Raw genomic sequence first — 26,922 nt, forward strand, 5'->3', positions numbered from 1 at the left:
CGGGCTTGAACGCCCCCCCCCCCCTGGCGCCCCGGCCCCGGGGGGCCCCGCCGGGGCCGGGACCCCACACGCACAGGGCGTCGAGGTCGCGCTCCTTGATGACACGGTTGAGGTGGGTGTGCACGAGGTTGAGACCCGGGGACGTGCCCCAGTGGCCGAGAAGGCGCGGCTTGATGTGTTCGCGGGTGAGTGGCTCGGTGAGCAGCGGGTTGTCGAGAAGGTAGATCTGGCCGGCCGCGAGATAGTTGGCGGCCCGCCAGTGCGCGTCGAGCGCGGCGGCCTGGTGCTTGGACAGATCCTTCGCCATGGCAGCTCCATCAGTGACGGCAGAGGTGTGCTCGGCGCCGCCAGTCTGCCGCCCGGTCCGGCCGCGCGCGTAGGGCCCTTGGGGCCATCGTGCCGGGTCGCCGGGCCGACCCGCCCCAAACACGGCGGGGCGAGTCGGGTGACGTGCGGCTACAGGGTGACCGGCCTACCGCCGAGGGTCACGACGAGCTTGCCGTCCGCCGCGTACGACCAGGCGAGCGCTCCGCTGTAGGAGGCGCAGCGGGAACCGTTCGTACCCGTCCAGAACTGGTTCGTGGAGTCCGCGTTCCCGACGGTCTTGTCGTTCGACCCGGAGACCGAGAACCGGCACGAGGTGTTGCTCTTGAACACCGAAGTGCCCTCGTCCCAGGCGAAGTTGCGCTGCGGGTTGTCGACGCTGAGGTTGTTCGACACCGCCATGGAACCCGGGTTGCTGTTGTACGTGAACCCGTGCTTGCCGTTCTTGTACGCGATGCTGCGCCGCACGGTGTGATCGACGGCGATGTCCTCGCCGCCGAGCTTGTACCCGTTGCGGTCGCCGTTCGCGTTCACGGTGCCGTCGCTGAGCGTGCCGTTGCCGTACGCGAGGGAGTCCTCGATGGTCACCGGGCCGATGGGGCCCGTGTCGGACTTGGTGTAGAGGTCCCAGCCGTCGTCGATGTTGTGGTGCGCGACGGTGTGGCGGAACACGTTCCCCGTGCCGGTGGTCAGCTTCGCGGCGAAGCCGTCGGCGTCCTCGCCGTCCGAGTCGGCGTTGTCGTGCGACTCCGCGCTCACGATCAGGTTGTCGGAGGGCCACTGCGACTGCGGGGTGGTGGAGGCGATGCGGCCCAACTGCAGCCCGGTGTCCCGGTTGTGGCGGGTGACGGTGCGCTCGATGACGTTGTCGCTGCCGCCGACGTAGATGCCGTTGTCCCCGGCGCGCTCCACGACGAGCCCCTTGAGGTGCCAGTACGAGGCGTTGAGCTGGAGCCCGCGGTTGCTCGAACTCTCGCTCTGCGCCGAGAAGTTGAGGACCGGCTTCTCGCCCGGGTAGGCGGCGAGCGTGGTGCGGGCGGAGGCGGTGCCGTTCTTTCCCTCGGGGATGGTGACCGTCGAGGAGTACGCGTACGTGCCGCCGCGCACGTAGATGGTGCCGCCGGCGGAGATCCGGCTGATCGCCGAGGTGAGCGTGGTGGGCGCGGACTCGGTGCCGGCCGCGCCGTCGGTCCCGGTCGGCGCCACGTACAGGGCGCCGCTCGCGGGCGGCGTGGTGGTGTCGCCCGTCGGTGTGTCGACATCCACGTAGTCGAGGTTGGGGAGCCCCGCGGAACTCGTCGGGTTGAGGCGGATGGTGTTGCTGCCCGCCTTGACCTGCACGGTGACGGTCTTGGTGGCCCACGTGGTCCAGGCCCCGGTGCCCGCGAACGTGGTCGAGGCGGCGGTGGCGCCGTTGACCACGATGTCCGTGGCCCGCGCGGCCGTGGTGCCGTTCGCGTAGCGGATGGCGAGGGTGGCGGTGCCCGCGGCGGGGGAGTCGACCGTCAACTGGGCGTACGCGCCGCTGGCGTTGGTGGCGTTGCAGTAGCCGGAGCCGGTGTAGCCGGACCATTCGGTCTCGACGGCGCCGGTGCACACGGCGGGGGAGGTCTCGGCCTGGTAGCGGGTGGTCGCGGCCTGGGCGGAGGTGCCGGACAGGGCGACGAGGGCGCCGGCCAGGAGCCCTGCGGAGGTGAGGGTGACGAGGGGTCTCGCGGCTCTTGAGTTCATCGTTCGTCTCCAGGTGCAGAAATGTGGCTGGTTCGAATCCGTGAACGGGACCGTCCGGAGGCGCCATCATCGCGGCGGGGGAAAGCCCTTTCTGCGGGCGGTCGACGTGACGGTAGAGCTGGCGTCGCTTCCGCGTCAACGGCTATGTATGTGATCGTTGTTCGCGAATATGAACGATCAAGTGACGGGGGGCGCCCCTCGCGGACCGCGCCGGGCCTCAGTCGCCGGTCAGGGTCCGAAAGGGGGTGCGTCCGTAGGCCTGCCGGTAGAGGGCCGCGAAGCGCCCCGTGTGGTGGAAGCCCCAGCGCGCGGCGATCGCGGTCACCGTCGCGCTCGCCGGGTCGGCGGCCCGCAGTTCGTCGTGCGCGTGCGCGAGCCGCACCCGGCGCAGATAGGCCAGCGGCGTCGTGTCCAGATGCCGCCGGAACGCGTACTGCAGCGCCCGGACGGTGACATGGGCGGCCGCCGCGATCTCGCCGACGGTGAGCGGCTCCTGGGCGTGGGCCTCGATATGGGCGACGGCGCGCCGCAGCGTCGCGGAGTGCGCGTCGTGCCGGTCCGTCCCGGTCGGCCGGGCGAGCGCGGTGCTGGGGAAGGCGGCCAGCACGCTCGCCGCCAGGTACTGGGCGGCGGTCGAGGCGATCAACGGCTCGGCGGCGATCTCGGGGTCGGCCACCACATGGTCGCGTACGTGGACGATCGCACGCTTCAGGTGCCGGGCCGCGGCGTCGGACACGGGCCGGTGGCCGGTGAGCCGCACCGGACCCGGCGCCGCGCCCGGGGCGTTGGCGGCGACCTGGCTCAGGAGGGCGGGGTCGAGCATCGTGATGTTGTACCGGGCGCCGCAGATCCGGCCCTCGTAGGGCAGTTCGGGAGGGGCGAAGGAGACCACGTCGCCGGGGCCGAAGGCGTCCTCGACATCACCGAACGAGTGGTCCTGGATGGTGCCCTCGTGGACGAGGCACAGACAGATCTTCTGAAGCGGCGTCACCGCGTAGCGCATGTCGAAATCGAGGTCCAGTTCGTCGACGGTCACCCCCGGAATCGACTCGCGCCGGATCTGCGCCCGGCTGGACTCGGGGGTGCCGTTGCCGATGCGCATGCGGGCATAGTGACGGCTGAGGAAATCCTCGGTGACGCCGATGTCGCTGCTGTCGAAATGCAGTGTGCCCATGTGTGCCGCGCTCCCCAGAGTCATATGCCCGGTGCCGTCAGCCTACGGCCGCCGCCGTGGCGGCTGCCACGCCGCATACCTGCGGGTGCGTGCCTGCCCGCGTTTCGTTTTCCGGATGGATCCCGCCGGACACTTCGCTCCGGGGACTGCGGGCTTCGTGCGGCAGGCCCGAGTATCGAGATGTCGACCCCTGTCCGGCCCAAGTACCGTGGCGGTCAAGGGTCGAGAGCGCCGGGCACCGGCGCTCCCGCCGAAGTCTGAGAAAGGTGAACACCCTGCCCGCTCCCGCTTCCCAACCTGGTGGCCCCATGGCCTTCTTCATGCTGTCCTCGACGCGACCGCTCGCCCTCCTGTCGGCCACCGACCTCGCCAAGGAGCACGAACGGCTGCAGGTCGAGGTGGCCCAGCTCAAGCGTGCCGTGACCTCGCACGCCCTGGTGGACCAGGCCATCGGCGTGGTCGTCGTCCTCGGCCGGATCCCGCCCGAGGACGCGTGGCGCGTGCTGCGCGACGTGTCGCAGCGCAGCAACGTCAAGCTGAACCTCGTGGCCGAGCACCTCCTGGAGTTCGCCCAGGGCGGCGAACTGCCGGACGAGGAGCGGGTGGAGCTGCAGCGGGCCATCGAGCGCTATGCCGCGCTGCGGCCTCCGTCATCGTCGCCGTCGCCGTCGCCGTCGCCGTCGCCGTCGCCGTCGCCGGAGCAGTCGTAGGCGAGCGGGCCGTGGCCGGTCAGCTCAACTGCCGCCGCATGAGCGTCAGATCGAGCCAGCGGCCGAACTTGGTGCCCACCTCGCGCACCGTCCCGGCGTGCTCGAAGCCGTGCCGTTCGTGCAGGCGGATCGACGCGGCGTTGCCCGCCTCGATTCCGGCGATCATGACGTGCAGGCCCGCGGCGGTGGCGGAGTCGACGAGCGTCGTCAGCAGGGCGGACCCGATGCCGGCCCCCTGGTGGCCCCCGGTGACGTACACCGAGTTCTCCACGGTGTGCCGGAAGCCGGAGTACGCCTTCCAGGGCCCGTAGACACCGAACCCGACGACTTCCCCGCCGAGCTCGGCCACGTACGCCGAACCGCGTCCGAGGTGTGCCCCCAGCCAGGCGGCGCCCTCTTCGCGGGACTGCGGCGTGTCCGTCCACAGCGCGGTGCCGTGCTCGATGGCGTGATTGCGAATGGCGAGAACGGCGTCCAGGTCGTCCTCGTGGGCCGGGCGGACCTTCACCGCCGGGGCCCGGGTCTCGTATCGTGGATTCATGTCCAATATCGTAGACCCCCTGGTGGAGCGCATCGGTGCCCGGATCCGCGCGGAGCGCGACCGGCGTCACTGGACCCTGGCGGAGCTGGCCGAGGAGTCCGGGGTGTCGCGGGCGATGATCCACCGGATCGAGCGCGGCGAGAGCAGTCCGAGCGCCGTGATCCTGGGCAGGCTGTCGGCGGCGTTCCGGCTGAGCGTGGCGACGCTGCTCGACCCGGAACCGGAACCGGAGCCCGCGTCGGCCGAGGAGCGGGTGCGGCGCGCGGAGGCGGCGCCCCGGTGGCAGGACCCGGAGACCGGATACGCGCGGCGGCAGGTGTCGGGGCCCGGTTTCCCCGCCGAGGTGGCCGAGATCCGGCTCCCCGCCGGGGCCGAGGTGCCGTACCCGGCCGCGGCGTTCGCGTTCCACCGGCAGATCATCTGGGTGCTCGAAGGACACCTCACGTTCCACGAGGGCGACACGGTGCACGAACTCGACGCGGGCGACACGGTCGAACTGGGCCCGCCCACGGCCTGCGTCTTCGTCAACTCCACGGAACTGGACTGCCGTTACGCCGTGGTCCTCGTGCGCGGCGAGGCGCCGTGAGACTGCCGCGCGGGGGCGTCGCGGTGCTCTCCTGCACCGCCGGAGTGGCGCTCTCCAACAACTACGCGATCCAGCCGGCGCTCGGCGACGTCGCCCACGACACCGGCACGTCCGCCGCCGCCATCGGCCTGGTCACGACCGCCGCGCTCGCCGGATGCATCGCCGGATTCGCCTTCCTGCTGCCGCTCGCGGACCGGGCGGCGCCCCGGCGGCTCGTCGCGGGCCAGCTCGCGCTGCTCACGGCGGGCCTGCTGCTCGCGTCCCGCGCACCCGGCCTCGGCGTACTCGTGATCGCCTACGTGATGGTGGGCGCGGGCGCGAGTGTCAGCGCGATGGCGTCCACGATCGCCGGGCGCGGGGTGCCGGGGGAGCGGCGCGGGAGGGCCGTCGCGGGCATCGCGGCGGGCATGTCGGCCGGGATTCTGCTCAGCCGCCTCGTCGGCGGGGCGCTGGCGGACGCGTTCGGCTGGCGGGGGATGCTGCTCGTCTTCGCGGGGCTCGTGGTGGTGTGCGGGGCGGCGGCGTGGGCGCGGCTGCCGGATCAGCGGCCCGAGGGCACCGGAGGCGGCTACCTCGGCACCCTCGCCGCGCTGCCCGGACTCCTGCGCAGGCACGGCGCGCTGCGGCTCGCGGTGCTGGGCGGCAGCCTCTGGTACCTGGCCTTCAGCCTCGTCTGGGTCGCGCTCACGGTGCGGCTCGCGCAGCCGCCGTACGAGCTCGACGCCGCGGCCATCGGCCTCTACAGCCTCGCCGGGGCGCTCGGGTTCGCGGCGCTGCCGGTGGCCGGGCGCCTCGGTGACCGGTACTCGCCACGGGCGGTGATCGCCGGGAGCATGCTCGTCGCGGCCGCCGGTGCGGCGCTGCTGTGCACGGGGCTCGACCGGCCCGTGGTGACGGCGGCGGGCCTCGCCCTGGTCGACGCGGGCTGCTTCACGGCCCAGGCCGCCAACCAGACCCGGGTCATGTCCATCGACCCACGCCGCAGCGGCAGCCTGAGCGGGGTCTACCTGTTGCTGTACTTCCTGGCGGGGGCCCTGGGCGCGGCACTCGCCGCCCCGCTCGTGGCGGCGGGCGGCTGGGGCGCGGCGAGCGGGGTGGTGTGCGGGGCGCTCGTCCTCGCGGGCGTCGTATCGATGGGCAAGATCAAGCCCGCCTTTCGGACGAGAGCCCGCGGGGTCCGGGGCGGAGCCCCGTGCGGTGGGGCGCAGGCCGAACGGTGACCTCGACGCCCCACCGGATCACGCCTCGCGCTGCGCCCGCTTCTCCGCCTGCTCGGCGTGCAGCTTCTTCACGCGGACGTTCTCCTTGCGGACGTCGGCCTGGGTGGCGCGCTCGGCCTGGAGCCACTCGGGGTTCTCGTCCTTGATGGCCTCGATCTGCTCCGTGGTCAGCGCCTCCGTGACGCCGCCGCGGGCCAGGCCCGAGATGGAGACGCCCAGCTTCTGCGCCACCACGGGGCGCGGGTGCGGGCCGTTCGCGCGCAGGTCGACGAGCCACTGCGGCGGCTCGGCCTGCAGCGCGGTCAGCTCGGCGCGCGAGACGACGCCCTCCTGGAACTCGGCGGGCGTGGCGTCGAGGTACACACCCAGCTTCTTCGCCGCGGTCGCGGGCTTCATGGTCTGGGTGCTCTGGTGCGAACTCATGAGGTCAAGGGTATCGAGCGTGACGGGGCCCGCCGACCACGGCGGGTAGCCTTGATCCGTGACCGGCACGCAAGAAACCCCCGCAGACACCTCAGGCCCCGGCTTCCGGCTGGCCTACGTTCCCGGGGCCACCCCCGCCAAGTGGGTGCGGATCTGGCGTGAGCGGATGCCCGATGTGCCGCTCGACCTGGTGCAGGTGACCGCCGCCGAGGTGCCGGACGTGCTGCGCCGCGGGGACGCCGACGCGGGCCTGGTGCGGCCGCCCGTCGACCGCGAGTACTTCAGCGCGATCCCGCTCTACACCGAGAAGACCGTGGTCGTGGTCCCCAAGGATCACGTAGTGACGGCCGCGGACGAGGTCACCCTCGCCGACCTCGCCGACGAGATCGTGCAGCATCCGCTCGACGACGTGCTCGGCTGGGAGCGGCCGCCGGGGCAGCCCGCCTTCGAGCGGCCCGCCAGTACGGCCGACGCGATCGAGCTGGTCGCGGCGGGCGTGGGCCTGCTCGTCGTCCCGATGTCGCTGGCCCGGCTGCACCACCGCAAGGACCTCACGTACCGCACGGTCACCGACGCGCCGGAGTCGAGCGTGGTGCTCGCCTGGCCGCAGGAGCGCACCACGGACCAGGTCGAGGACTTCATCGGGATCGTGCGCGGCCGGACGGTGAACAGCTCGCGGGGCCGTACGCAGGAGCCCGAGAAGAAGGCGTCCGAGAAGAAGAAGCAGCCGGCGGGGAAGAAGTTCGTGAAGCCGGGGCGCATTCGGCAGGACGGCAGGCCTCAGTCGAAGCGGAGCGCGAACAAGCCGCCGAAGAACACCAAGGGTGGCAAGCCCCGCAAGCGTTCCTAAGGGGCGGCTCCGGGCGCGCCCGACCGCAGGCCGTCCATCACCAGGTCCAGGAGGCGGCCCGCCCGGGTCTGCCAGTCGCCGCGGGGGTCGATCAGCCACAGGCCCGCGATGGCCAGCATGAAGTCGTCCGGGGTGACGTCGGGGCGGATCGTGCCCGCCTTCGTGTTCGCGTCCAGGAGGCGGGTCACCGCCTCGGTGAGCGGGCCGTGCGCGAGCTGCTTCATCGTCCCGCGCGCGCTCGTCGCCTCGCGCAGCGCGTCCGCGAGGCCGGCCTTGGCCATCGCGTACTGGGCGAGGCGGTCCATCCACTCCCGCAGGGCCAGCTCCGGCGGCCGGCAGCACAGCAACTCGCAGGCCGCGTCGGCGACCTGCTCCACCTCGTAGCGGTACACCTCGAGGACGAGCGCCTCACGGCTGGGGAAATTGCGGTAGAACGTGCCCTGCCCGACGCCCGCCTTCTTCGCGATGGCACTGAGCGGTGTGTCCGCGGAGCGCGTCAACTCGGCCAGGGCCACCTCGAGGATGCGCTCGCGATTGCGCTGCGCGTCCGAGCGCAGCGCGGCCGGCTTCTTCGAGTGCCCCACGCGAGTTCTCCTCCTTCTGCCGTGGCGGGGAATAGTCCTTGCTAGGCGGACAGTTGTCCACTACGTTCGTGTCCCGTAGAACGGACAGCTGTCCGGTTAGGGTCAACACCCTAGTGGGTACCGGCCCGTGCCGCACCCGCGCGTCCGGTCCGCCTCCCGCCTTGAGCACAGCGAGTACAGCGAGTACAGCGCCGATTCTCCACGCATCAGACACGCGAAAGAAGGCTGCACCCATGCCCCCAGCTGACATCGGCGGCACGACCGTGTCCGCTACGTCCAGCGTCGTCACCTTGAACATCAACGGGGAGAAGCACACCCTTCCCGTCGACCACCGCACCACGCTGCTCGACGCCCTGCGCGAGCGGCTCGATCTGACCGGCACGAAGAAGGGCTGCGACCAGGGGCAGTGCGGAGCCTGCACGGTGCTGGTCGACGGGCGCAGGACCGTGGCCTGCCTGCAGCTCGCGGTCGCCGCCGAGGACCGCGAGATCACCACCATCGAGGGCGTCGCGGGCCCGGACGGCGAACTGCACCCGGTCCAGGAGGCGTTCGTCGAGCTCGACGGCTACCAGTGCGGCTACTGCACGCCAGGACAGATCTGTTCGGCCATCGCCGTCATCGAGGAGCACGCCGCGGGCTGGCCGTCCGCGGCCACCGGCGATGTGCGGCCCGCGGCGGCCCCGCAGCCGCTGACCCCGGAGGAGATCAGGGAACGGATGAGCGGAAACCTGTGCCGCTGCGGCGCGTACGTGTCGATCGTGCAGGCGGTCGCCCACGCGGCCGCGCACGCCGCCGAGGACGCGAAGGAGACCGTGGCGTGAGGGAGTTCGGATACGAGCGTGCGACCGATGTGCCGGGCGCGGTGGCGGTGCTCGGCGCCGACCCCGAGGCCCGCTTCCTCGGCGGCGGCACCAACCTCGTCGACCTGATGAAGATCGGCGTGGAGCGCCCCGCGCGCCTCGTCGACGTACGCGAACTGCCGCTGGACAGCGTCGAGGTGACCGCGGACGGCGGGCTCCGGATCGGCGCCACCGTCACCAACAGCGACCTCGCTGCCCACCCCGAAGTGCGGCTCCGCTACCCGGCGTTGGCGCAGGCCGTGCTCGCCGGGGCCTCGGGCCAGCTGCGCAACATGGCGACCGTCGGCGGGAATCTGCTGCAGCGCACCCGCTGCGGCTACTTCACCGACGTCAGCAAGCCGTGCAACAAGCGGGAGCCCGGCAGCGGTTGCCCGGCCGTCGAGGGCGAGCACCGCAATCACGCCATCCTCGGCGCGAGCGAGCACTGCGTGGCCGTGCACCCCTCCGACATGGGTGTCGCGCTCGCCGCGTTCGACGCCGTCGTCGAGTACGAAACCGCCGAGGGCAAGGGCGAGTTGGCGCTCGCCGACTTCTACCGGCCCGTCGGCGACACCCCGCACCTGGAGACCGGGCTCCCGGCCGGTGCGCTGATCACCGCCGTCACCCTGCCGCCCGCGCCCGTCGCGGCCAACTCGACGTACCGCAAGGTCCGCGAGCGCGCCTCGTACGCCTTCGCCATCGGCTCCGTAGCTGCCGCCGTCGACGTGCAGGACGGCGTCGTACGGGACGCGCGGATCGCGCTCGGCGCGGTCGCCTCGCGGCCGTGGCGGGCCCGTGCCGCCGAGGCGGCGCTGATCGGAAAGCCCGCCGAGGGCGCGACGTTCGCGGCCGCCGCCGACGCCGAGCTCGCCGCGGCGGAGCCGCTGCCCGACAGCACGTACAAGGTGCCCCTGATGCGCAATCTGATCATTGCGCTGCTCACCGAACTCTCGGAGGCCACCCGATGACGACGACCACCACCACAGCGGCCGGCACGGCGAAGACGGACTCGGTGGGTGTCGGGCGCAGCCGGGTCGAGGGGCGCGAGAAGGTCACTGGTGCCGCCCGGTACGCGGGCGAGTTCCCGTTCACCGACCTCGCGCACGGCTGGCTCGTGCTGTCCACCGTGGCGCGCGGCCGGGTCCGCTCCGTCGGCGAGGCGGCCGTGCGCGCCATGCCCGGCGTCCTCGCGGTCATGCACCACGGCAACGCGCCCCGCATCAACACCGACTACCTCACCCTGATGGGGCCGCCCGACGGCATCCTGCACGTCTTCCAGCACGACCAGGTGCTGCACGCGGGCTGGCCCGTCGCGCTCGTCGTCGCCGAGACGCCCGAGCAGGCCAGGGAGGCCGCGGAGGCGCTCGTCGTCGAGTACGACGTCGAGCCGCACGACATCGCCTTCGAGGCCGACCGGCCCGGCACCTACGCCCCCGAGGGCTCGGAGGCGAGCAAGGGCGACCTGGAGGCCGAACTCGCCGCGTCCGCCGCGGTGGTGGACGAGCGGTACACCACCCCCGAGGCGCATCACACCGCCATGGAGCCGCACGCGGTGACCGTGCGCTGGGAGGGCGGGCGCCTGGAGGTGTACGACGCCAACCAGGGCAGCAGGGCGGTCGCCGACCAGCTCGCGCAGACCTTCTCGCTGGACCCGTCCGCCGTGCACGTCCGCTCGGAACACGTCGGCGGGGCCTTCGGTGGCAAGCTCGTGGCGGCGCACCACATCGCCGCCGTGATGGCCGCGACCGAACTCCAGCGCCCCGTCCGGCTCACCATGACGCGCCGTCAGGTCTTCGCGCTCACCGGCTACCGCAGCCCCACCACGCAGCGGATGCGGCTCGGCGCCGACGCCGACGGACGCCTGCGCGCCTTCGGGCACGACGCGCAGTCGCTGACCTCGAACATCCGCGAGTTTGTCGAGGCCAGCGCCGGATACGGCCGCGTGATGTACGCGTCCGACGCGCACCTCTCCGTGAACCGTGTCGTGCCCGTGGACCTGCCGACCCCGACGTTCGTGCGGGCGCCCGGCGAGGCCCCCGGCTCGTACGCCGTGGAGTCAGCGCTCGACGAGCTCGCCGAGAAGCTCGGCATGGACCCGGTCGAGCTGCGCGTGCGCAACGAACCGGAGGTCGGTCCCGTCTCGGGGCTGCCCTTCAGCAGCCGCAACCTCCTCGGCTGCTACGAGGAGGGCGCGCGCCGCTTCGGCTGGGAGGGGCGCGACCCGCGGCCGCGCGTGCGCCGCGAGGGCCGCTGGCTGCTCGGCACGGGCGTGGCGGCCTGCTCCTTCCCGTCCGGTGTCGCCCCGTCGACGGCGTCCGTCACCGCCGAGCACGACGGTACGTTCACCGTCCGGATCACGGCGGCGGACGTCGGCACCGGAGCCCGCACCGCGCTGACCCAGATCGCCGCCGACGAACTCGGCGTCGACCAGGGCCTGGTGCGGGTGCGGATCGCCGACAGCGACTTCGGGCAGGCGTGGCTCTCGGGCGGCTCGATGGGCACCCGCTCCTGGGGCTGGGCCGTGATGGCGGCCAGCCGCGAACTGCGCGACCGCCTGTCCCCGACCGCCGCCGTTCCGACCGAGGGCCTCACGGTCCGCACCGACACCACCGAGCTGGTCGGCGCCCTCGCGCAGAAGGAGCGGTACTCCTACGGCGCGCAGTTCGCCGAGGTCGCCGTGGACGTGGCGAGCGGCGAGGTCCGCGTGCGGCGCCTCCTCGGCGTCTTCTCCGCGGGCCGCATCATCAACCCGCTGACCGCGCGCAGCCAGTTGGTGGGCGGCATGACGTGGGGCATCTCCATGGCGCTGCACGAGGAGGCCGTGCGGGACGCGGCGGACGGCGGGCACGTCGGCGCCGACTTCGCGGGCTACCACGTCGCCGCCAACGCGGACGTGCCGGTCATCGAGGCGCACTGGGTCGACGACACCGACCCGGACGACCCCGTCGGCATCAAGGGCGTCGGCGAGATCGGCATCGTCGGCACGGCCGCCGCGATCGGCAACGCCGTGTGGCACGCGACCGGGGTGCGCCACCGCGACCTGCCGCTGCGGCCCGACCGGGTACTGCTCGCGGAGGCGCAGCGCGGCCATGCTTGATCTCGCGACCGAACTGAGCGAATGGGCCGCGCAGGGCCGGGAGTTCGCTGTCGCCACCGTCGTCTCGGTGAGCGGCAGCGCGCCCCGGCCGCCCGGCGCGGCCCTCGCCGTCGACGCGGCGGGCGAGGTCATCGGATCGGTGTCCGGCGGCTGCGTCGAGGGCGCGGTGTACGAACTGTGCGTACAGGCCCTGGAGGACGGGGCGCCCGCGCGGGAGCGGTTCGGCTACAGCGACGACGACGCGTTCGCGGTGGGGCTCACCTGCGGCGGCGAGGTCGAGGTGCACGTCGAACCGGTGCGGCTCGACTCGCCGTCCCGGGCGGCGGTCGTCTCGGCGCTCGCCGTCGCGGTGCGCGGCGAGGCGGTGGCGCTCGCCCGGATCCTCGAAGGACCGGGTGAACTCGCCGCCACCGGAGGCCTGTTGATGATCCGCCCCGACGGTTCGTCCGAGGGGCGTCTCACGGCGGGCGACGACTCGGGGCTCGCGGCGCAGGCCCGCGCCCACCTCGACCTCGGCCGCACCGGGGTGTGCGAGGTGCCGCAGAGCAAGGCGCGCTGCGAGGGCGATGTCACCCTGTTCGTCGAGTCGAGCGTGCCGCCCGCGCGGATGATCGTGTTCGGCGCGGTGGACTTCGCGGGCGCGCTGGTCAAGGTCGGCAAGCTGCTCGGCTTCCACGTCACACTGTGCGACGCGCGCGGCGTCTTCGCGACGCCGGCCCGCTTCCCGGAGGCGGACGAGGTGGTCGTGGAGTGGCCGGACCGCTACCTGCGCTCGACGGCGACGGACGAGCGCACGGTCCTGTGCGTCCTCACGCACGACGCCAAGTTCGACGTGCCGTTGCTGGAGGTCGCGCTGCGGCTGCCGGCCGCGTACGTCGGGGCGATGGGCTCGCGGCGCACGCACGAGGACCGGATGGGGAAGCTGCGCGAAGTAGGCCTGAGCGAGGGCGAGTTGGCGCGGCTGCACTCCCCGATAGGGCTCGACATCGGCGGCCGTACGCCGGAGGAGACCGCCGTGTCGATCGGGGCGGAGATCGTCGCGGCACGGCGCGGCGGGAGCGGGCTGCCGCTGCGGGGCGGCGAGGGGGCGATCCACAGGCCCTAGGCCGAAAGGCGGCCGGGGTCCGGGCCCCCGCTACGCGGGCCGCTCGGACCCCGGACCCGTGGCATCCGGAGGCCACGCGCGGGTGTCCCGCGGTTCCGTGTACGGCTCCTCGTCCTCGGGCAGCCCGCCGCTGATGGCCCGCTGCCGGGCGAGCTCCGCGTCGAATTCCAGGCCGAGCAGCAGCGCCAGGTTCGACAGCCACAGCCAGACCAGGAAGATGATGACGCCGGCGAGGGTGCCGTACGTCTTGTTGTACGAGCCGAACCCGGCCACGTACAGCGCGAAGCCGCCGGACGCGGCCAGCCACAGCAGGACGGCGAGGAAGCTGCCGGGGCTCAGCCGGCGGAAGCCGGGGCCGTGCACGTTGGGCGCGCGCCAGAAGAGCAGCGCCACCAACAGGGCCATCAGGACGAGCAGCACCGGCCACTTCGCGATGTTCCACGTCATGAGCGCCGCGTCCCCCGCCCCGAGCGCGTCGCCGGCGCGCTTGGCCAGCGGTCCCGTGAACACGACGATGGTCGCGCTCGCCGCGAGCAGCACCATCAGCGCGACGGTCAGCGCCAGCCGCAGCGGTGCCAGCTTCCACACCGGGCGGCCCTCCTCCGTGTCGTAGACGGCGTTCGCGGTGCGGATGAACGCGGCGATATAGCTGGAGGCCGTCCAGACAGCGGCCACGAGGCTCACCGCCGCGACCACCCCGCTCGACCCGCCCCTGTCCCGCAACTGCTCCACCGCCTGGTTGAGCAGATCCCGCACCGGACCGGGTGTGAGGTGGCGCAGATTGTCCAGGACACCCTGCGTCGCCCGCTCGCCGACCACACCGAGCAGGGACACCAGGACGAGCAGCCCGGGGAAGAGCGAGAGGACGCCGTAGTACGTCAGCGCCGCCGCCCGGTCGGGCAGGTCGTCGTCGAAGGCCTCCTTGCCGGTGCGCCGCAGCACGGCCCACCAGGAGCGGGGCGGGAGATCCGTCGGGTCCTTCGGGTTCTTCGGGTCCTCGTCCGGCTCACTGGTCGTCGCCATGGGCCTGTTCCTGGGCCTCCTCGTTGGGCGTGAGGGCGTCCCCGCTCTCACCGCGGCGACGGTCCTTCTCCGCCCGGTGCCGCGGATCGGTCTGGCCCTCCTCGAACTCCTCCAGGACGCTCTCGGTGGCCGTCTCGGCGCTCTGGCCCTCGTCGCCATGGTGATGCTTGTGGTGGGTCATGGCTCTCCCTCGACTCGTGCTCTGCGTCGGGTGGTTCAGATGTCGCGCTGCTCAAGGCCCCGGGTGGCCGGGCCCTGGAGGACCTGTCCGTCGGTGTCGAAGCGGGAGCCGTGGCAGGGGCACTCCCAGGCGCGCTCCGCCGCGTTGAACGCGACCAGGCAGCCCAGGTGGGTGCAGCGCGCGGACACGGCGTGCAGCTTCCCGTCGGGGTCGCGGTACACGGCGCTGCGGCCGCCCTGCGTGCGCAGCACGGAGCCGGTGTCCGGGGGCAGTTCGTCGACGGAGTCGACGCTCGGGGGCCGCAGCCGGTCGCCGAAGAAGTGGGCGGCCACATCGGCCTGGTGCTTCAGGAAGCGGGGCGCCTCGCGCAGCACCGAGCGCACCCGGCGCGGATCGTAGAGGCCGGCCCACTCGGGTACCTCACGCCCCGTGATGAGCGCGGTGAGCAGCGAGCCCGCCATGATGCCGCCGCTCAGGCCCCAGCCGCTGAAGCCCGTGGCGACGTACGTGTGCTTGGCCGCCGGGTGCAGCAGGCCGATGAGCGGTGTCGTGTCGCAGGGGAACGTGTCCTGCGTCGCCCACCCGTAGGTGGGCTCGATGCCGGGGAAGTGGTCCTCGGCCCATGCGGCCAGGCGCTCCAGGCGCTGCGGGGTGTTGCCGGTGCCGGGGGTGAACTTCTCGCCGGTGACGATGAGCAGCCGCTGCCCGTTCGCGTAGGGCGCGGTGCGCACCGAGCGCGTGTTCTCCTCGGGGGGTGATGTACATGCCGTGCGGATCGCGCTCCGCGTTGATCGGGGCCGCCACGACCAGCTCCCGGCGGGGTGCGAGCCGGGCGAACAGCAGGGCCCGGTCGAAGATCGGGTAGTGGGTCGCGACGACCACGTCGCGCGCGGTCACCCGGGCGCCCGTCTCGGCCGTCACATGGCAGGCGTGGTCCTCCTCCAGGCCGAACACCGACGTGTGCTCGTGCACCAGCGCCCCGCGTGCCCGCAGGTCCTCGGCGAGCCCGAGCAGGTACTTGCGCGGATGGAACTGGGCCTGCCCGGTCACGCGCACCGCCCCGGCGATCGGGAACGGCAGATCGGTCTCGCGCACGAACGACGCGGGGAGCCCCGCGGCCTGCGCCGCCCCGGCCTCCGCCCGCACCGCGGACAGATGCTGTGCCTCGGTCGCGTAGGTGTAGGCGTCACGGCGCTCCAACTCGCAGTCGACGCCGATGAGTTCGGCCACCTCGAAGGCGTGCTCCACGGCCGCCGACTGGGAGCGCGCGTACTGGCGGGTCGCCTCGGCGCCCCGCGTGCGCCGCAGCCGCTGGTAGGTCAGCGTGTGCAGCGCGGACAGCTTGGCCGACGTGTGCCCGGTGACGCCCTCGGCGATCCGGCCCGCCTCCAGGACGGCCACGCTCAGCCCGGCGCGTGTCAGCTCCCACGCGGTGCTCAGCCCGGCGACGCCCGCGCCGATCACCACGACGTCCACGTTCACGTCGCGCTCCAGCGGTGGGAAGGACGGCCCGGGCGCGGACTCGATCCAGTACGACCCTTGGGCGGATGCGCTTTCGGTCATGGGCGCCGAGTTCCCCCGAAGGAGCTGATCAAGCATCGAATCCGGGTACCCGGCCGGTGTCCCGTACAAGGAGCCCGGATGACCGCGAAACCGCGCCTGCGCGCGCTGACCATGAACGTTCTCGCCCCCGAGTACGCGGACGGGCCCGCGCTGCGCCGTGTTCTCGCCGCCGCGCTCGCCGACGCGGCCCCCGACGTGCTGGCCCTGCAGGAAGTGGTGCCGGACGACCTACGACGCCTGGAGGCCGACGGCTGGCGGCTCGTCCCGCACCCGCGCACCGGCCCGGACGGCGTCGGCGCGGTGCTCGCCGTGCGCGCCCCGCTCGGCCGCGTGCGCACCGATCCGTTGCAGGTGACCGAACGTACGGCGGGTACGCCGTGGTGCGGGGTGGCGGCGGCCGAGGTCGCGTACGAGGACCCCCTCGGCGGCGTCCTGGTCGTCCACCACAAGCCGAGCTGGCCCTACGGCTTCGAGGCCGAGCGGGAGCGGCAGGCGCGGGCCGCGGCCCTCCTCGCCGAGCGGATGCTCGCTGAGGGGGCGGGGCGGTTGCGGCACGTCCTCGTCCTCGGCGACTTCGACGCGGGGCCCGAGGCCGCGAGCCTGCGGTTCTGGCGCGGCCTGCAGTCCCTCGGCGGGGCGAGCGTCTGCTACCAGGACGCATGGGAGGCCGTGCACGGCGCAGCGCCGGGGCACACCTTCAGCCCGCGCAATCCGCTGGTGCGCGCGGGGGACATGCCGCTGGAGGCGGGGCGCCGCATCGACCACGTACTGGCGCGCTGCGGTCGGCACGGGCCGACCCTGCGCGTCGAGGCGTGCGAGCGGTTCCTCGTCGAACCGGTCGACGGCGTCCAGGTCAGCGACCACTACGGGGTGTGGGCCGACTTCGCCGTGCCGGAGCGGGCGCCCGGGACCTGGGAGGAGTGATCCGTCGCGGCCGCCAGGTCGTCCAGCAGGCGCGTCGTCGCCGTGGTCAGCTCGCCGAGCGAGGCGAAGCCGCGGCCCGCCGGGTCGGCCAGGTGCGAGGCGATGCGGTCGCACGCCGCCCGCGCCGCGTCGATCGCCTCCGCCGCCGGCTCCCCGCCCGTGCGGCCGATCCGGTCGGCGTCACAGGCGCGGGCCTCGCCCGCCGCGCGCAGCAGCGCGGCCAGCTCGCGCAGCGCCTGCGGCGGAGGCGTCTCGAACGGCGGGGTGTCGTGCGCGGCCTCCGTCAGCGAGCGCAGGGCCTCCGCGAGGTGGTCCGCGACCCGCTCCCAGCGGATGTCGCGGGACGGCGGGGCGGGCCGCCCGCGGCGCAGCCGGCGGCCGGGGTTGAGGCGGCGGCTCTCGTCCGCACGGTGCCGCGCGGTGCGCAGCTCGGCGACGGTCGCGCCGAGCCGCAGCGCCCGCCCGTGCCACTCCTCGGCGTCGGCCGCGCCGTATCCGTCCTCGATGCCGTCGGCGATCTCCCGCAGCAGCCGGGCGCAGTCCGCCGGCACCTGGGCGCGCAGCCGCCGCACGTCGCTGGTGTGCACGGGCGGCAGCACGAGCGCGTTGACCAGGACGCCGACGACCGCGCCGAGGACGGTCTCCAGGAGCCGGTGCCCGATCTCCGCGGGCCCGTAGGAGCCGTACGTCAGGACGAAGAGGGCGGCGCTCGGCGCGTACCAGCCCTGGTCGCCGAAGCGCCCGTACGAGCCGATCAGCACGGTGACCGGCAGCGCGATCGCCATCCCGATCATCACGTTCTCGGTGAGCGCCATCGCCCCGGACGCGATGAGGGTGCCCGCCGCGACGACCAGGAACTGCTGCACCGCCGAGCGCACCGAGCGGTACACGGTGCTGTGCACCAGAACCACCGCGGTCCACGGCGCGAGCAGCGCCATCGGCGCGTTCCACCACCAGCCCGCGAGGGCCCACGCCGCGATCGCCGCGGCGGCGGCCTTCAGCGCCTGCACGGCGGTGGCCCGCTCGGGCCCCGGAACCGACACGGCGCGGCGCGCGGAACGGCCGATGGCCCCGACCTCGCCCGCGAGCGCGCGCCCCGCCTGTCGGAACACGCGCCTCACCCCGTCACGCGCGGGCCCGCCGGCTCGGTCATGTCGCGACGAAGCCCTGGCCGGGGCTCGCGGCCGCCCTGCTGACGTCGGCGAGCGCAGAGCCGGGGTCCCGGTGCCGGGCCAGGTCGCCCATGCTCACGATGCCGACCGGCCGGCCCTCGCTCAGCACGGGCAGCCGGCGCACCGCGTGCCGGCGCATCAGCGCCGCCGCGTGTTCGGACTCGTCGTCCGGGCCCAGGTACAGCGGGTCCGGTGTGCACACCATGCCCGCGTCGATGACGCGCGGGTCCGCGCCGTCCGCGACAACACGCAGCGTGATGTCCCGGTCGGTGACAAGGCCGACCAGCCGGCTTCCCGCGCAGACCAGCACGGCCCCGATGCCCTCGTCGCGCATCGCCTGCGCGGCCTGGCTGAGCGGCATGTCCGGGGGAACCGCCGTCACACCCTGAGTCATCACGTCCCGCACCCTGGCGGTCATGTCGCGTCCTCCGTCCTGTGGATCGAGTGGATCGGTCACCGGGCGCGGAGTACCCCCGCGGCAGCCGCCCATGCGGCCCGCACCGCCGTCCCGCAGCACGTTCGCGCAGTTCACGGGAGATGTTCACGCGGTTCACCGGAGACATACGTGGCCGAAATCGGGTGACTCGTGGGACATGCAGACGGCCTGCGCGGCTGAATCCGTTCGCCGCCACACGACCCGGCAGGAGCAGGCGGCATGAACAGGACCGACTCCCGGTACCCGGCCCCCATGGACCACACCTCCGCCCCCGTTCTCGAAGCCCTGGACTCCTACCACGCGCACGGCAGGCTCGCCTTCACCCCGCCCGGTCACAAACAGGCGCGCGGCGCCGACGAGCAGGCCAGGAGAGTGCTCGGCGACGCCTTCCACGCCGACGTCCTCGCGAGCGGCGGCCTCGACGACCGCCGGATGCGCGGCCGCGTCCTGCGGCGCGCCGAGGAGCTGATGGCCGACGCGGTCCACGCCGACCACACCTTCTTCACCACGTGCGGCAGCTCCCTGTCGGTCAAGGCCGCGATGCTGGCCGTCGCCGGGCCGCACGAGCAGCTGCTCATCGGGCGCGACGCCCACAAGTCCGTGGTGAGCGGGCTCATCCTGTGCGGCATCGATCCCGTGTGGGTCGAACCGCAGTGGGACGCCGAGCGCGGCCTCGCGCACCCGCCGTCCCCGGAGGCGTACGAGGAGGCCTTCGCGCGGCACCCGGACGCGCGCGGGGCCCTGATCACCAGCCCGACCCCGTACGGGACCTGCGCGGACCTGACGCGGCTCGCCGAGGTCTGCCACACGCGCGGCAGGCCGCTGATCGTCGACGAGGCGTGGGGCGCGCACCTGCCGTTCCACCCCGACCTGCCCAAGTGGGCGATGGACGCGGGCGCCGACGTGTGTGTCACCAGCATCCACAAGATGGGCAGCGGCCTCGAACAGGGCTCGGTGTTCCACCTGCGCGGCGACCTCATCGACCCGGACACGCTCACCTCCCGCGCCGACCTGCTCGGCACCACCAGCCCCTCCGTCCTCATCTACGCGGGCCTCGACGGCTGGCGGCGGCAGATGCGGCTGCACGGGCAGGAACTGCTCGGCGACGCCCTCGACCTGGCGGCGCAGGCACGGCAGGACATCGACGCGATCGAAGGACTGCACGTGTACGGACCCGACGACCTCACCGGCCCCGGGCTCGCCCACGACCTCGACCCGCTGCCCGTCCTCATCGACGTGGCGGACCTCGACACGAGCGGCTACCGCGTCGCCGACTGGCTGCGCTCCCACCGCGCTCTCGACGTGCACATCGCCGACCACCGCAGGATCGGCGCCCAGCTCACCTTCGCCGACTCCCCGGCGACCCTCGCGGCGCTCCTGGACGGCCTGCGGGACGTCCAGGAGCACCGCACCGAACTGCGCGGCGCGCCCGCCGTCGCGGTGCCGAAGCCCTCCGAACTGCGTTTGGAACAGGCCATGTTGCCGCGTGACGCGTACTTCGGGCCGGTCGAGGACGTCCCGCTGGAGCGCGCCGCGGGCCGCGTGGCCGCCGAGATGACCACCCCGTACCCGCCGGGCATCCCGGCGGTGCTGCCGGGGGAGCGGCTCACCGAGCCGGTGCTCACGTATCTGCGCACCGGCATCGAGGCCGGCATGAACGTGCCGGACCCGGCGGACCCCTCGCTCAGGACGATCCGGGTGGTGGCACGGGACGCGCCGCGTCCGGCTTGACCGGGTCCCGCTTGAACGCCCACGCCATCTCGGGCTCCATCGCCCAGTGGAACAGCCACCGCACGGGCCGCGTGCACAGCGCGGTGATGACCGCCGCCGCGATCACGGTCACGGTGATCTCTCCGAGCGGCGTGTGCACCCAGTCGTGGTCGTACCAGCCCCAGAAGCGCGAGCCCTTCGCCAGGAAGCCGTGCAGCAGATAGCCGTACAGGGTGCCCGCGCCGAGCGCCGTGCACCACAGCCTGCGACCGGGCACCCACGCGAAGAAGCAGGCCATGAGGATCACTGAGCAGGCGAACAGGGCGAGCGTCATCACCACGCCCGTCCAGCCGGGCGCGCCCAGCTCCTGCGCGCTGTCACGGCGGTAGAACCAGGCGGCGGTCATCCGCGGCGAGGCCCAGTACGCGACGAGCAGCGCGCCCGCGAACACCGGCGCGGCGAGGACGCGGGCCCGACGGCGGCGCACCCACTGGAAGTGCTCCGGCTTCAGGACCAGGCCGAGCACGAAGAACGGCAGGAACTGCAGCACCCGCTGGAGGTCCAGGTCGTCGCCGATGTCGGGGGAGACGGCGGCGAGCACGGCGACCGCGAGGGCCAGCGGCAGCGGCGCCCGCACGACCTTCCACAGCGGGGTGGTGATGCGCCAGATGAACAGCGCGATCAGGAACCAGGTCAGGTACCAGGGGTCGAGCAGCGTGATCGGGTAGTCCGGGTCGTCGCCCACCGTGCGCTTGAAGAACGTGTACGCGATCTCGAAGATCACATACGGCACCAGTACGCCCGCGACCAGGCGCTTCATCCGTCTGGGGCTCGCGTCGAACGACCGCGAGAAGTAGCCGGAGATCACGATGAACGCGGGCATGTGGAACGTGTAGACGGTGAAGTACAGCGCGGAGGCGGCGCGGCTGTCCCCGCGCAGCGGTTCCCAGGCGTGCCCGAGCGCGACGAGGACGATGGCCAGGTACTTGGCGTTGTCGAAGTACGCGTCGCGGCCGTCCGCCTTCATGCGGCCTCCGTCCCGGTCGGTGAGCCTCCCGGCCACGCTTCCCGCACCTGCGCGATCGCGCAAGTGAGAGAGCCACGGAGAGTGCGCCGTGGCGGTCGCCGCTAGACGGGGAGCAGGCGGCCCACCAGCTCGCTCAGCTGGCGCGTGTTGCGGCATTCGTGCATGGCCACCACCTCCGCGTACGTGGAGGCCGCCGAGTCGCCGGTGTCCCACTGGGAGCGGGGCTCCGGGTTGAGCCAGTACGTGCGGCGGGAGGCGCGGGTGATGCGGCGCAGGGCCGGGAGATTCGGGTTCTGCTGGTTGTTGCGGGCGTCGCCGAGGATCAGGACCGTCGTGCGGGGGCCCACCGCGGACTCGTAGCGCTCCACGAACTCGCCGAGCGCCGTGCCGTAGTCGCTGCTGCCGTGCCAGCCGGTCAGCGTGGCCTCGGCCGCGATGCGGGCGCCGAGGCCCTCCGCGTCCGCGGCGCCGTGCGCGATGAGGTCGGTGACCTCGTCGGTCCGGTTGACGAAGGCGAAGACGCGGATCTTGCTGAACTGGTCGTGCAGGGCCTGGACCAGGAGCATCGTGAAGTTCGCGAAGCCGGCCACCGAACCCGACACGTCGCAGAGCAGCACCAGTTCCGGACGCGTCGGACGGCGCTTGCGCAGGACCGGCTTCATCGGGACGCCGCCCGTCGACAGCGAGCCGCGCAGCGTCCGGCGCAGGTCGATGTGGCCCCGGGCCGCGCGGCGCCTGCGGGCCGCGAGGCGCGTGGCCAGCTTGCGGGCCAGGGGGTGGACCGTGCGGCGCAACTCGGCGAGCTGGGCCTTGTCCGCGTAGAGGAACACGGTGCGGTCGGGTGTCTGGACCGGCATCCGGCGGGCCAGCTCGTCGCGGTTGCGGGCCTCGGCGACCCGGCGACGCGCCTCGCCGCGCACTCCGTCGCGGAACTCCTCGATGCGGCGGCGGATCTCGTCCGCCTCGATACGGTCGGTGAACGCCCCGGTCTGGCCGCTGCCGCCCGCGCGGATCGCCGACATGACGGGGGCGAGGAGCGTCTGCGGGCGCAGCCGGTCCAGGGTCTGCTGGGACGACCAGCCGTTCGCGTCGTAGCCGCCGAGCGAGTCCACCGCCTCGGCCGCCAGGCGGGCCAGCGCGGCGCGGTCGTTCGCCGCCAGGGCCTCGGTGAGGCGCTCGCGCAGACTGTCCCGGTCGGTGGCGCCGCCCCGGCCGGGCGCGCCCACCGCCTGCGGGAAGTACACGTCGAAGACCGGGTCGAAGACCGCGCGCTGCCCCTGGTCGTGCAGGAGCGCGGCGGCGAGGCCCTCGCGCAGGTGCTCCCGGCTGTCCATGCCGAGCGCCGCCACCGCCTGCGCGGCGTCCACGCTCTCGCCCGTGCCGATCCGGATGCCGTGCGCGCGCAGCGCCCGCACGAGCGACGTGACCCGGTCGGCGACCGAAAGGGCCGTGCTCACACCGCGTCCAGGTCGAGCTTGGCCGCCGCCGTGTTCACGTCCTCCTGGTGCTTGAGGACGACGCCGAGGGACGCCCGTACGACCTCCTCGTCCAGGCGGTCCGCACCGAGCGCAAGGAGGGTGCGCGCCCAGTCCACCGTCTCCGCGACCGAGGGCACCTTGCGCAGATCCATCGCGCGCAGCGCGCCCACGACCCGTACGAGGGACTCGGTGAGCACCGCGTCGAGCTCGGGCACCTTCAGGGCGACGATGCGGCGCTCCAACTCCTCCTCGGGGAAGCCGATGTGGAGGAAGAGACAGCGGCGGCGCAGCGCCTCCGACAGTTCACGGCTCGCGTTCGAGGTGAGGACCACGAAGGGGCGCGTGGTGGCGGCGATGGTGCCGAGCTCCGGGACGGTGACCTGGAAGTCGGAGAGCACTTCGAGGAGCAGCCCCTCCACCTCGACGTCCGCCTTGTCCATCTCGTCGATGAGCAGGACCTTCGCGTCGTCGCCGCGGATCGCGGAGAGCAGCGGGCGCGAGAGGAGGAATTCCTCGCTGAAGATGTCCGTGCGGGTCTGGTCCCACGTCTCGTCGCGGCCCGCCGTGATCCGCAGCAGCTGCTTGGCGTGGTTCCACTCGTACAGGGCGCGGCTCTCGTCGACGCCCTCGTAGCACTGGAGGCGGATCAGGCGGGCGTCGGAGATCGCCGCGACCGCCTTCGCGAGTTCCGTCTTGCCGACGCCCGCCGGGCCCTCGACGAGCAGCGGCTTGCCGAGCTTGGCGGCGAGGAAGACGGTGGTCGCCACGGCGGGTGAGGCCAGGTAGCCGGTCTCGGCCAGGCGCGTGGTGACTTCGTCCACGGAAGCGAACAACGGGGCCTCCTGCTCGGTGCGTTGTAGGTCTCCAGATGATCAGCCGGGGGCCCGGTCCACAATGGGCCGACGCCGTTCATGGCGAACGTCACGTCCTGAGTCCTGTACCGATACCCGCTCCGCGGCCCGTCCGTATCCTTTCGGTCATGAGGCGCACTTCCTTTGCCGACTGGCCCTGCTCCATCGCCCGCACCATGGACCTCCTGGGGGACTGGTGGACGCCGCTCGTGCTGCGCGAGGCGTTCTACGGCATCACCCGCTTCGACGTGTTCCAGCAGGAACTCGGCATCGCCCGGACGACCCTGGCCGAGCGGCTGCGGCGCCTGGTCGAGGCGGGCCTCATGGAGAAGCGCGCCTACGACACCGCGCCCGTGCGGCACGACTACGTCCTCACCGAGAAGGGCCGCGACTTCTTCGGCGTCCTCGCCGCCATGAACGCCTGGGGCAACCGCTGGCTGTCCGGCGAGGAGGGCGCGCCCGTCGTCTTCGAGCACGACCGGTGCGGCCACGAGGCCGAGGCGGCGGTCGTCTGCGGGCACTGCGGCGAGCCGATGACCGCCGACGACACCCATGCGCGGATGGGCCCCGGCTACCCGCAGAAGCTCGCGCGCCGCCCGGACATCGCGGCACGCTTCACCCGCTGAACCGATCCCTAACGATGGCCCGGTTGCTCTTGACGCAGTGAGTCCATCTACGAAACTCTCGTGGTCACAGGCTGTTCTACGGAGAGGTGGAGCACGATGGAGTGGACGGGCGCACGTTACGCGGACGCGCCGACCGTCGAGGTGCGGCGCACGATCGCCGCGCCCCCGGGACGGGTGTGGGAGCTGGTCGGCGACGTCGGTCTGATGCCCCGGTTCAGCGCCGAACTCCAGTCGGCCGAGTGGCTGGGGGAGGAGCGCGGCGTCGGCGCCTGCTTCCTGGGGCGCAGCAGGCACGAGGCGTTCGGGGCGTGGGAGACCACCTCGTACGTCGTCGAGTGCGAGCCGGGCCGCGTCTTCGCGTGGGCCGTGGGCGATCCCGAACGGCCCAGCGCCGTATGGCGGTTCAACATGACGGCGACGGAGGACGGAGGCACGGAGCTGACGCAGTGGGCGCGGATGGGGCCGGGACGCTCCGGCCTCTCGTACGCCATCGACCGGATGCCGGAGAAGGAGCAGAAGATCGTCTACGGGCGGCTGCGGGAGTGGGAGCGGGGCATGAACGCGACGCTGGACGGGCTGAAGGCGCTGGCGGAACCGGGCGCGGGCTCGGGCGAGGGCGCGGAAGGGGTGGATGTCTGATGCGTACGTCGACCACCATCGAGGCGTCCGGCGGGAACTGGCGGGAGACCGTCGACTTCGTCACCGAGGCCGAGCGGCTGGGCCTCGACATCTGCTGGGTCGCCGAGGCCTGGGGCTCCGAAGCGCCCTCCCCGCTGGGGTACTTGGCGGCGCGCACGGAGCGGATGCTGCTCGGCTCCGGCATCATCCAGCTCGCCACCCGGACCCCGGCCGCCATCGCGCGCGCCGCGATCACCCTGTCGAACATCTCCGAGGGCCGCTTCCTGCTGGGGCTCGGACCGTCGGGGCCGCAGGTGATCGAGGGCCTGCACGGGGTGCCGTTCGCGCGCCCGCTGGCGCGGATGCGGGAGACGGTCGAGATCGTGCGGATGGCGGCGACGGGAGACAAACTCGCCTACGAGGGGCGGAAGTTCACGCTGCCGTTGCCCGGCGGGGACGCGAAGCCGATGCGGTTGTCGATGCGGGCGGAGCACGAACTGCCCGTCTACCTCGCGACGTTGTCGCCGAAGATGCTGCGGCTGACCGGGGAGGTCGCCGACGGGTGGCTCGGGACGAGTTTCGTGCCCGAGGGGGCGAAGGAGGCGTACTTCGACCACCTGGACGCGGGGCTCGCGGCGTCCGGCAGGACCAGGGCCGACCTCGACATCTGCCAGGGGGCCGAGGTGAACTTCGTCGAGGACGAGGAGGAGCTGGCGGCCGTGGTGGGCGGCCGGAAGAAGGAGCTCGCGTTCAGCCTCGGCGGCATGGGCTCCGCCTCGACCAATTTCTACAACCAGGCGTACAGCAGGCAGGGCTGGGCCGAAGTCGCCGCGGCGGTGCGCGAGCGCTGGCAGGCGGGTGACAGGGACGGGGCGGCCGGTCTGGTCACCGACGACATGGTCCTCGCGACGACGCTCATCGGTACGGAGGCGATGGTGCGGGACCGGTTGGCCGTGTGGCGGGACGCGGGGGTGGACACGGTGCGCCTGTACCCGGCCGGGGACACGGTGTCTGCGCGGCTCGCGACACTGGGCCGAGCGATCGAGCTGGTACGCCAATCAAGCCCCTCCGGCGATTGAGGAGCGGGGTCCGGGGCGGAGCCCCGTGGCGTAGGTGCGGTCGGCTGCGACGTGGAGCGCCGGGTGGCCGGTCGCGGACCATCCCGCGTCGCCCTCTATCCGCCGCAGCAGGATCCCTTCCCGGATCGCCCACGGGCAGACCGTGAGCTCGCGGATGCCCATGAGCTTCATCGCCGTATGGCCGACCAGCGCCCCCGCGAGGGACTGCGACGCGCGGGGCGCGGAAATGCCCGGCAGCTCCGCCCGCCGCTCGGCGGGCAACGCCGCAAGCTCGGTCACCGCGACCCCCAACGCCTGCCGGCTCAACTGCCGCGGCACGAACGGCCCGTGCCGCCCCGGAGGGGCCCCGCACAGGCGCGCCAGCTGTGTGAACGTACGGGACGTGGCCGCCGCCGTGAGCGGCCCCTCCCAGCGGATCCGCGCCGCGACGTCCCTGAGCTGATGCCGGACATGGCGCCGCAGCGCCTTCAGGTCCCGCTCCGTCGGCGCCGACCCGTCGGCCGGCAGGTGCTCGCGCGTGAGCCGCCCCGCCCCGAGCGGCAGCGAGATCGCGAACTCGGGCAGCCGGCCGCGCCCGAAGGCGACCTCCAGCGAGCCGCCGCCGATGTCGAGGACGCCGAGCGGCCCGGCCCGCCAGCCCATCCAGCGCCGCGCCGCGAGGAACGTCAGCTCGGCCTCCACCTCGCCGGGCAGCACGCGGGGCCGCACCCCGGTGCCCGCCTCGACGGCGTCGAGCACCTCGTCCCGGTTCGGCGCGTCCCTGACGATGGCCGTGGCGAAGACGAACGGTTCGTCGCTGCCCCAGCGTTCGGACTCCGTGACCGCCGCCCGTACCGCGTCGACCAGGCGTCCCACGGCCGTGGGGCCCAGTCTGCGGTCGCCGTCGACCAGCTCGGAGAGCCGTAGCCGCCGCTTGGCCGTGTGCACCGGCAGCGGCGCCCCGTCGCGCGCGTCCGCGATCGCGAGGCGCACGGTGTTCGAACCGACATCCACCACACTGATACGCATGATCGTTCGAGTACCCCTCTTGGCGTGCATCAATGCGCGGAC

At 73.1% G+C, this 26,922-nt stretch carries 26 protein-coding genes and 2 pseudogenes; 13 read left to right on the top strand and 15 right to left on the bottom strand.

What is annotated here, in order from left to right; genetic code table 11:
• From ACFV9W_RS37530 to ACFV9W_RS37540, 3 genes and pseudogenes are all read right to left on the bottom strand, one after another.
• Positions 1-307, bottom strand: a pseudogene (locus ACFV9W_RS37530) (hypothetical protein); the annotation flags it as partial.
• 149 nt (positions 308-456) lie between these two features.
• Positions 457-2,055, bottom strand: coding sequence for a carbohydrate-binding protein (locus tag ACFV9W_RS37535; protein WP_385770300.1), 1,599 nt, complete (start codon positions 2,053-2,055; stop codon positions 457-459).
• Between the two features lie 217 nt (positions 2,056-2,272).
• The gene (locus ACFV9W_RS37540) at positions 2,273-3,229 is read right to left on the bottom strand and encodes a helix-turn-helix transcriptional regulator (protein ID WP_385770302.1); all 957 of its coding nucleotides are present in this window, start codon (positions 3,227-3,229) and stop codon (positions 2,273-2,275) included.
• 308 nt (positions 3,230-3,537) lie between these two features.
• On the opposite strand from ACFV9W_RS37540, the gene ACFV9W_RS37545 reads away from it, so the two are divergent.
• Positions 3,538-3,939 carry an ANTAR domain-containing protein gene (locus ACFV9W_RS37545; RefSeq protein WP_385770304.1) on the top strand — a complete coding sequence of 134 codons (402 nt, stop codon included), beginning with the start codon at positions 3,538-3,540 and terminating at the stop codon, positions 3,937-3,939.
• Positions 3,940-3,958: 19 nt separating this feature from the next.
• Here ACFV9W_RS37545 and ACFV9W_RS37550 read toward each other — a convergent pair whose 3' ends face one another.
• Positions 3,959-4,480, bottom strand: coding sequence for a GNAT family N-acetyltransferase (locus ACFV9W_RS37550; protein ID WP_385770306.1), 522 nt, complete (start codon positions 4,478-4,480; stop codon positions 3,959-3,961).
• On the opposite strand from ACFV9W_RS37550, the gene ACFV9W_RS37555 reads away from it, so the two are divergent.
• Together ACFV9W_RS37555 and ACFV9W_RS37560 are read left to right on the top strand one after the other, a co-directional pair.
• On the top strand, positions 4,479-5,066 hold the full coding sequence (locus ACFV9W_RS37555) for a helix-turn-helix domain-containing protein (protein WP_385770308.1): 588 nt from the start codon (positions 4,479-4,481) through the stop codon (positions 5,064-5,066). The genes ACFV9W_RS37550 and ACFV9W_RS37555 overlap by 2 nt on opposite strands.
• Complete coding sequence (locus ACFV9W_RS37560) at positions 5,063-6,286, top strand: MFS transporter (RefSeq protein WP_385770310.1); 1,224 nt, start codon at positions 5,063-5,065, stop codon at positions 6,284-6,286. The genes ACFV9W_RS37555 and ACFV9W_RS37560 overlap by 4 nt, the downstream gene beginning before the upstream one ends.
• Before the next feature lie 18 nt (positions 6,287-6,304).
• Here ACFV9W_RS37560 and ACFV9W_RS37565 read toward each other — a convergent pair whose 3' ends face one another.
• Positions 6,305-6,709, bottom strand: a complete 405-nt coding sequence (locus tag ACFV9W_RS37565; protein ID WP_385770312.1) for a DUF5997 family protein — start codon at positions 6,707-6,709, stop codon at positions 6,305-6,307.
• A gap of 58 nt (positions 6,710-6,767) precedes the next feature.
• On the opposite strand from ACFV9W_RS37565, the gene ACFV9W_RS37570 reads away from it, so the two are divergent.
• Positions 6,768-7,559, top strand: coding sequence for a LysR substrate-binding domain-containing protein (locus ACFV9W_RS37570; protein ID WP_385770314.1), 792 nt, complete (start codon positions 6,768-6,770; stop codon positions 7,557-7,559).
• Here ACFV9W_RS37570 and ACFV9W_RS37575 read toward each other — a convergent pair.
• Complete coding sequence (locus ACFV9W_RS37575; protein ID WP_385770316.1) at positions 7,556-8,143, bottom strand: TetR/AcrR family transcriptional regulator; 588 nt, start codon at positions 8,141-8,143, stop codon at positions 7,556-7,558. The two genes, ACFV9W_RS37570 and ACFV9W_RS37575, sit on opposite strands and share 4 nt — an antisense overlap.
• Positions 8,144-8,376: 233 nt before the next feature.
• Between ACFV9W_RS37575 and ACFV9W_RS37580 the strand changes: the two genes are divergently transcribed.
• The 4 genes from ACFV9W_RS37580 to ACFV9W_RS37595 are packed head-to-tail and all read left to right on the top strand — an operon-like array spanning position 8,377 to position 13,184.
• Positions 8,377-8,964 carry a 2Fe-2S iron-sulfur cluster-binding protein gene (locus tag ACFV9W_RS37580; RefSeq protein ID WP_385770318.1) on the top strand — a complete coding sequence of 196 codons (588 nt, stop codon included), beginning with the start codon at positions 8,377-8,379 and terminating at the stop codon, positions 8,962-8,964.
• On the top strand, positions 8,961-9,950 hold the full coding sequence (locus tag ACFV9W_RS37585) for an FAD binding domain-containing protein (protein WP_385770320.1): 990 nt from the start codon (positions 8,961-8,963) through the stop codon (positions 9,948-9,950). Before ACFV9W_RS37580 ends, ACFV9W_RS37585 begins: the two co-directional genes overlap by 4 nt.
• Complete coding sequence (locus ACFV9W_RS37590; protein WP_385770322.1) at positions 9,947-12,079, top strand: xanthine dehydrogenase family protein molybdopterin-binding subunit; 2,133 nt, start codon at positions 9,947-9,949, stop codon at positions 12,077-12,079. The genes ACFV9W_RS37585 and ACFV9W_RS37590 overlap by 4 nt, the downstream gene beginning before the upstream one ends.
• Entirely contained in the window at positions 12,072-13,184 is a 1,113-nt protein-coding gene (locus ACFV9W_RS37595; protein ID WP_385770324.1) for an XdhC family protein, read from the top strand. The genes ACFV9W_RS37590 and ACFV9W_RS37595 overlap by 8 nt, the downstream gene beginning before the upstream one ends.
• 30 nt (positions 13,185-13,214) lie before the next feature.
• Here the strand turns inward: ACFV9W_RS37595 and ACFV9W_RS37600 are convergent, their stop codons facing one another.
• The 3 genes and pseudogenes from ACFV9W_RS37600 to ACFV9W_RS37610 form a co-directional block, all read right to left on the bottom strand.
• The gene (locus ACFV9W_RS37600; protein ID WP_385770326.1) at positions 13,215-14,207 is read right to left on the bottom strand and encodes a YihY/virulence factor BrkB family protein; all 993 of its coding nucleotides are present in this window, start codon (positions 14,205-14,207) and stop codon (positions 13,215-13,217) included.
• Positions 14,191-14,388 (bottom strand): hypothetical protein, encoded by a 198-nt coding sequence (locus tag ACFV9W_RS37605; protein ID WP_385770328.1) that lies wholly within the window; start codon positions 14,386-14,388, stop codon positions 14,191-14,193. Before ACFV9W_RS37605 ends, ACFV9W_RS37600 begins: the two co-directional genes overlap by 17 nt.
• A gap of 35 nt (positions 14,389-14,423) precedes the next feature.
• A pseudogene (locus ACFV9W_RS37610) lies at positions 14,424-15,951 on the bottom strand (FAD-dependent oxidoreductase).
• 78 nt (positions 15,952-16,029) lie between these two features.
• Between ACFV9W_RS37610 and ACFV9W_RS37615 the strand changes: the two are divergent.
• Entirely contained in the window at positions 16,030-16,875 is an 846-nt protein-coding gene (locus ACFV9W_RS37615; RefSeq protein ID WP_385770330.1) for an endonuclease/exonuclease/phosphatase family protein, read from the top strand.
• Here the strand turns inward: ACFV9W_RS37615 and ACFV9W_RS37620 are convergent.
• Together ACFV9W_RS37620 and ACFV9W_RS37625 are read right to left on the bottom strand one after the other, a co-directional pair.
• Positions 16,815-17,987, bottom strand: a complete 1,173-nt coding sequence (locus ACFV9W_RS37620) for an FUSC family protein (protein ID WP_385770332.1) — start codon at positions 17,985-17,987, stop codon at positions 16,815-16,817. The genes ACFV9W_RS37615 and ACFV9W_RS37620 overlap by 61 nt on opposite strands.
• A gap of 37 nt (positions 17,988-18,024) precedes the next feature.
• Positions 18,025-18,465 carry a CBS domain-containing protein gene (locus ACFV9W_RS37625; protein ID WP_385770334.1) on the bottom strand — a complete coding sequence of 147 codons (441 nt, stop codon included), beginning with the start codon at positions 18,463-18,465 and terminating at the stop codon, positions 18,025-18,027.
• A 237-nt stretch (positions 18,466-18,702) separates the two neighbouring features.
• Between ACFV9W_RS37625 and ACFV9W_RS37630 the strand changes: the two genes are divergently transcribed.
• Positions 18,703-20,214, top strand: coding sequence for an aminotransferase class I/II-fold pyridoxal phosphate-dependent enzyme (locus tag ACFV9W_RS37630; RefSeq protein WP_385770336.1), 1,512 nt, complete (start codon positions 18,703-18,705; stop codon positions 20,212-20,214).
• Here the strand turns inward: ACFV9W_RS37630 and ACFV9W_RS37635 are convergent.
• The 3 genes from ACFV9W_RS37635 to ACFV9W_RS37645 all read right to left on the bottom strand — a co-directional run bounded on the left by ACFV9W_RS37635 (position 20,168) and on the right by ACFV9W_RS37645 (position 23,531).
• Complete coding sequence (locus ACFV9W_RS37635; RefSeq protein ID WP_385770366.1) at positions 20,168-21,220, bottom strand: acyltransferase family protein; 1,053 nt, start codon at positions 21,218-21,220, stop codon at positions 20,168-20,170. The two genes, ACFV9W_RS37630 and ACFV9W_RS37635, sit on opposite strands and share 47 nt — an antisense overlap.
• 101 nt (positions 21,221-21,321) lie before the next feature.
• Positions 21,322-22,677, bottom strand: a complete 1,356-nt coding sequence (locus ACFV9W_RS37640) for a VWA domain-containing protein (RefSeq protein ID WP_385770338.1) — start codon at positions 22,675-22,677, stop codon at positions 21,322-21,324.
• Entirely contained in the window at positions 22,674-23,531 is an 858-nt protein-coding gene (locus ACFV9W_RS37645) for an AAA family ATPase (RefSeq protein ID WP_385770340.1), read from the bottom strand. The genes ACFV9W_RS37640 and ACFV9W_RS37645 overlap by 4 nt, the downstream gene beginning before the upstream one ends.
• A gap of 146 nt (positions 23,532-23,677) precedes the next feature.
• Between ACFV9W_RS37645 and ACFV9W_RS37650 the strand changes: the two genes are divergently transcribed.
• From ACFV9W_RS37650 to ACFV9W_RS37660, 3 genes are all read left to right on the top strand, one after another.
• Positions 23,678-24,175 carry a winged helix-turn-helix transcriptional regulator gene (locus ACFV9W_RS37650; RefSeq protein WP_385770342.1) on the top strand — a complete coding sequence of 166 codons (498 nt, stop codon included), beginning with the start codon at positions 23,678-23,680 and terminating at the stop codon, positions 24,173-24,175.
• A gap of 96 nt (positions 24,176-24,271) precedes the next feature.
• Entirely contained in the window at positions 24,272-24,814 is a 543-nt protein-coding gene (locus ACFV9W_RS37655; RefSeq protein ID WP_385770344.1) for an SRPBCC family protein, read from the top strand.
• Complete coding sequence (locus ACFV9W_RS37660) at positions 24,814-25,872, top strand: LLM class flavin-dependent oxidoreductase (protein ID WP_385770346.1); 1,059 nt, start codon at positions 24,814-24,816, stop codon at positions 25,870-25,872. Before ACFV9W_RS37655 ends, ACFV9W_RS37660 begins: the two co-directional genes overlap by 1 nt.
• Here ACFV9W_RS37660 and ACFV9W_RS37665 read toward each other — a convergent pair.
• Positions 25,852-26,880: a Ppx/GppA family phosphatase gene (locus ACFV9W_RS37665; RefSeq protein WP_385770348.1), complete on the bottom strand. Its 1,029-nt coding sequence runs from the start codon at positions 26,878-26,880 to the stop codon at positions 25,852-25,854. The genes ACFV9W_RS37660 and ACFV9W_RS37665 overlap by 21 nt on opposite strands.
• Positions 26,881-26,922: the final 42 nt, after the last annotated feature.

The organism is Streptomyces sp. NPDC059897 (assembly GCF_042730865.1).
Lineage (GTDB): Bacteria > Actinomycetota > Actinomycetes > Streptomycetales > Streptomycetaceae > Streptomyces.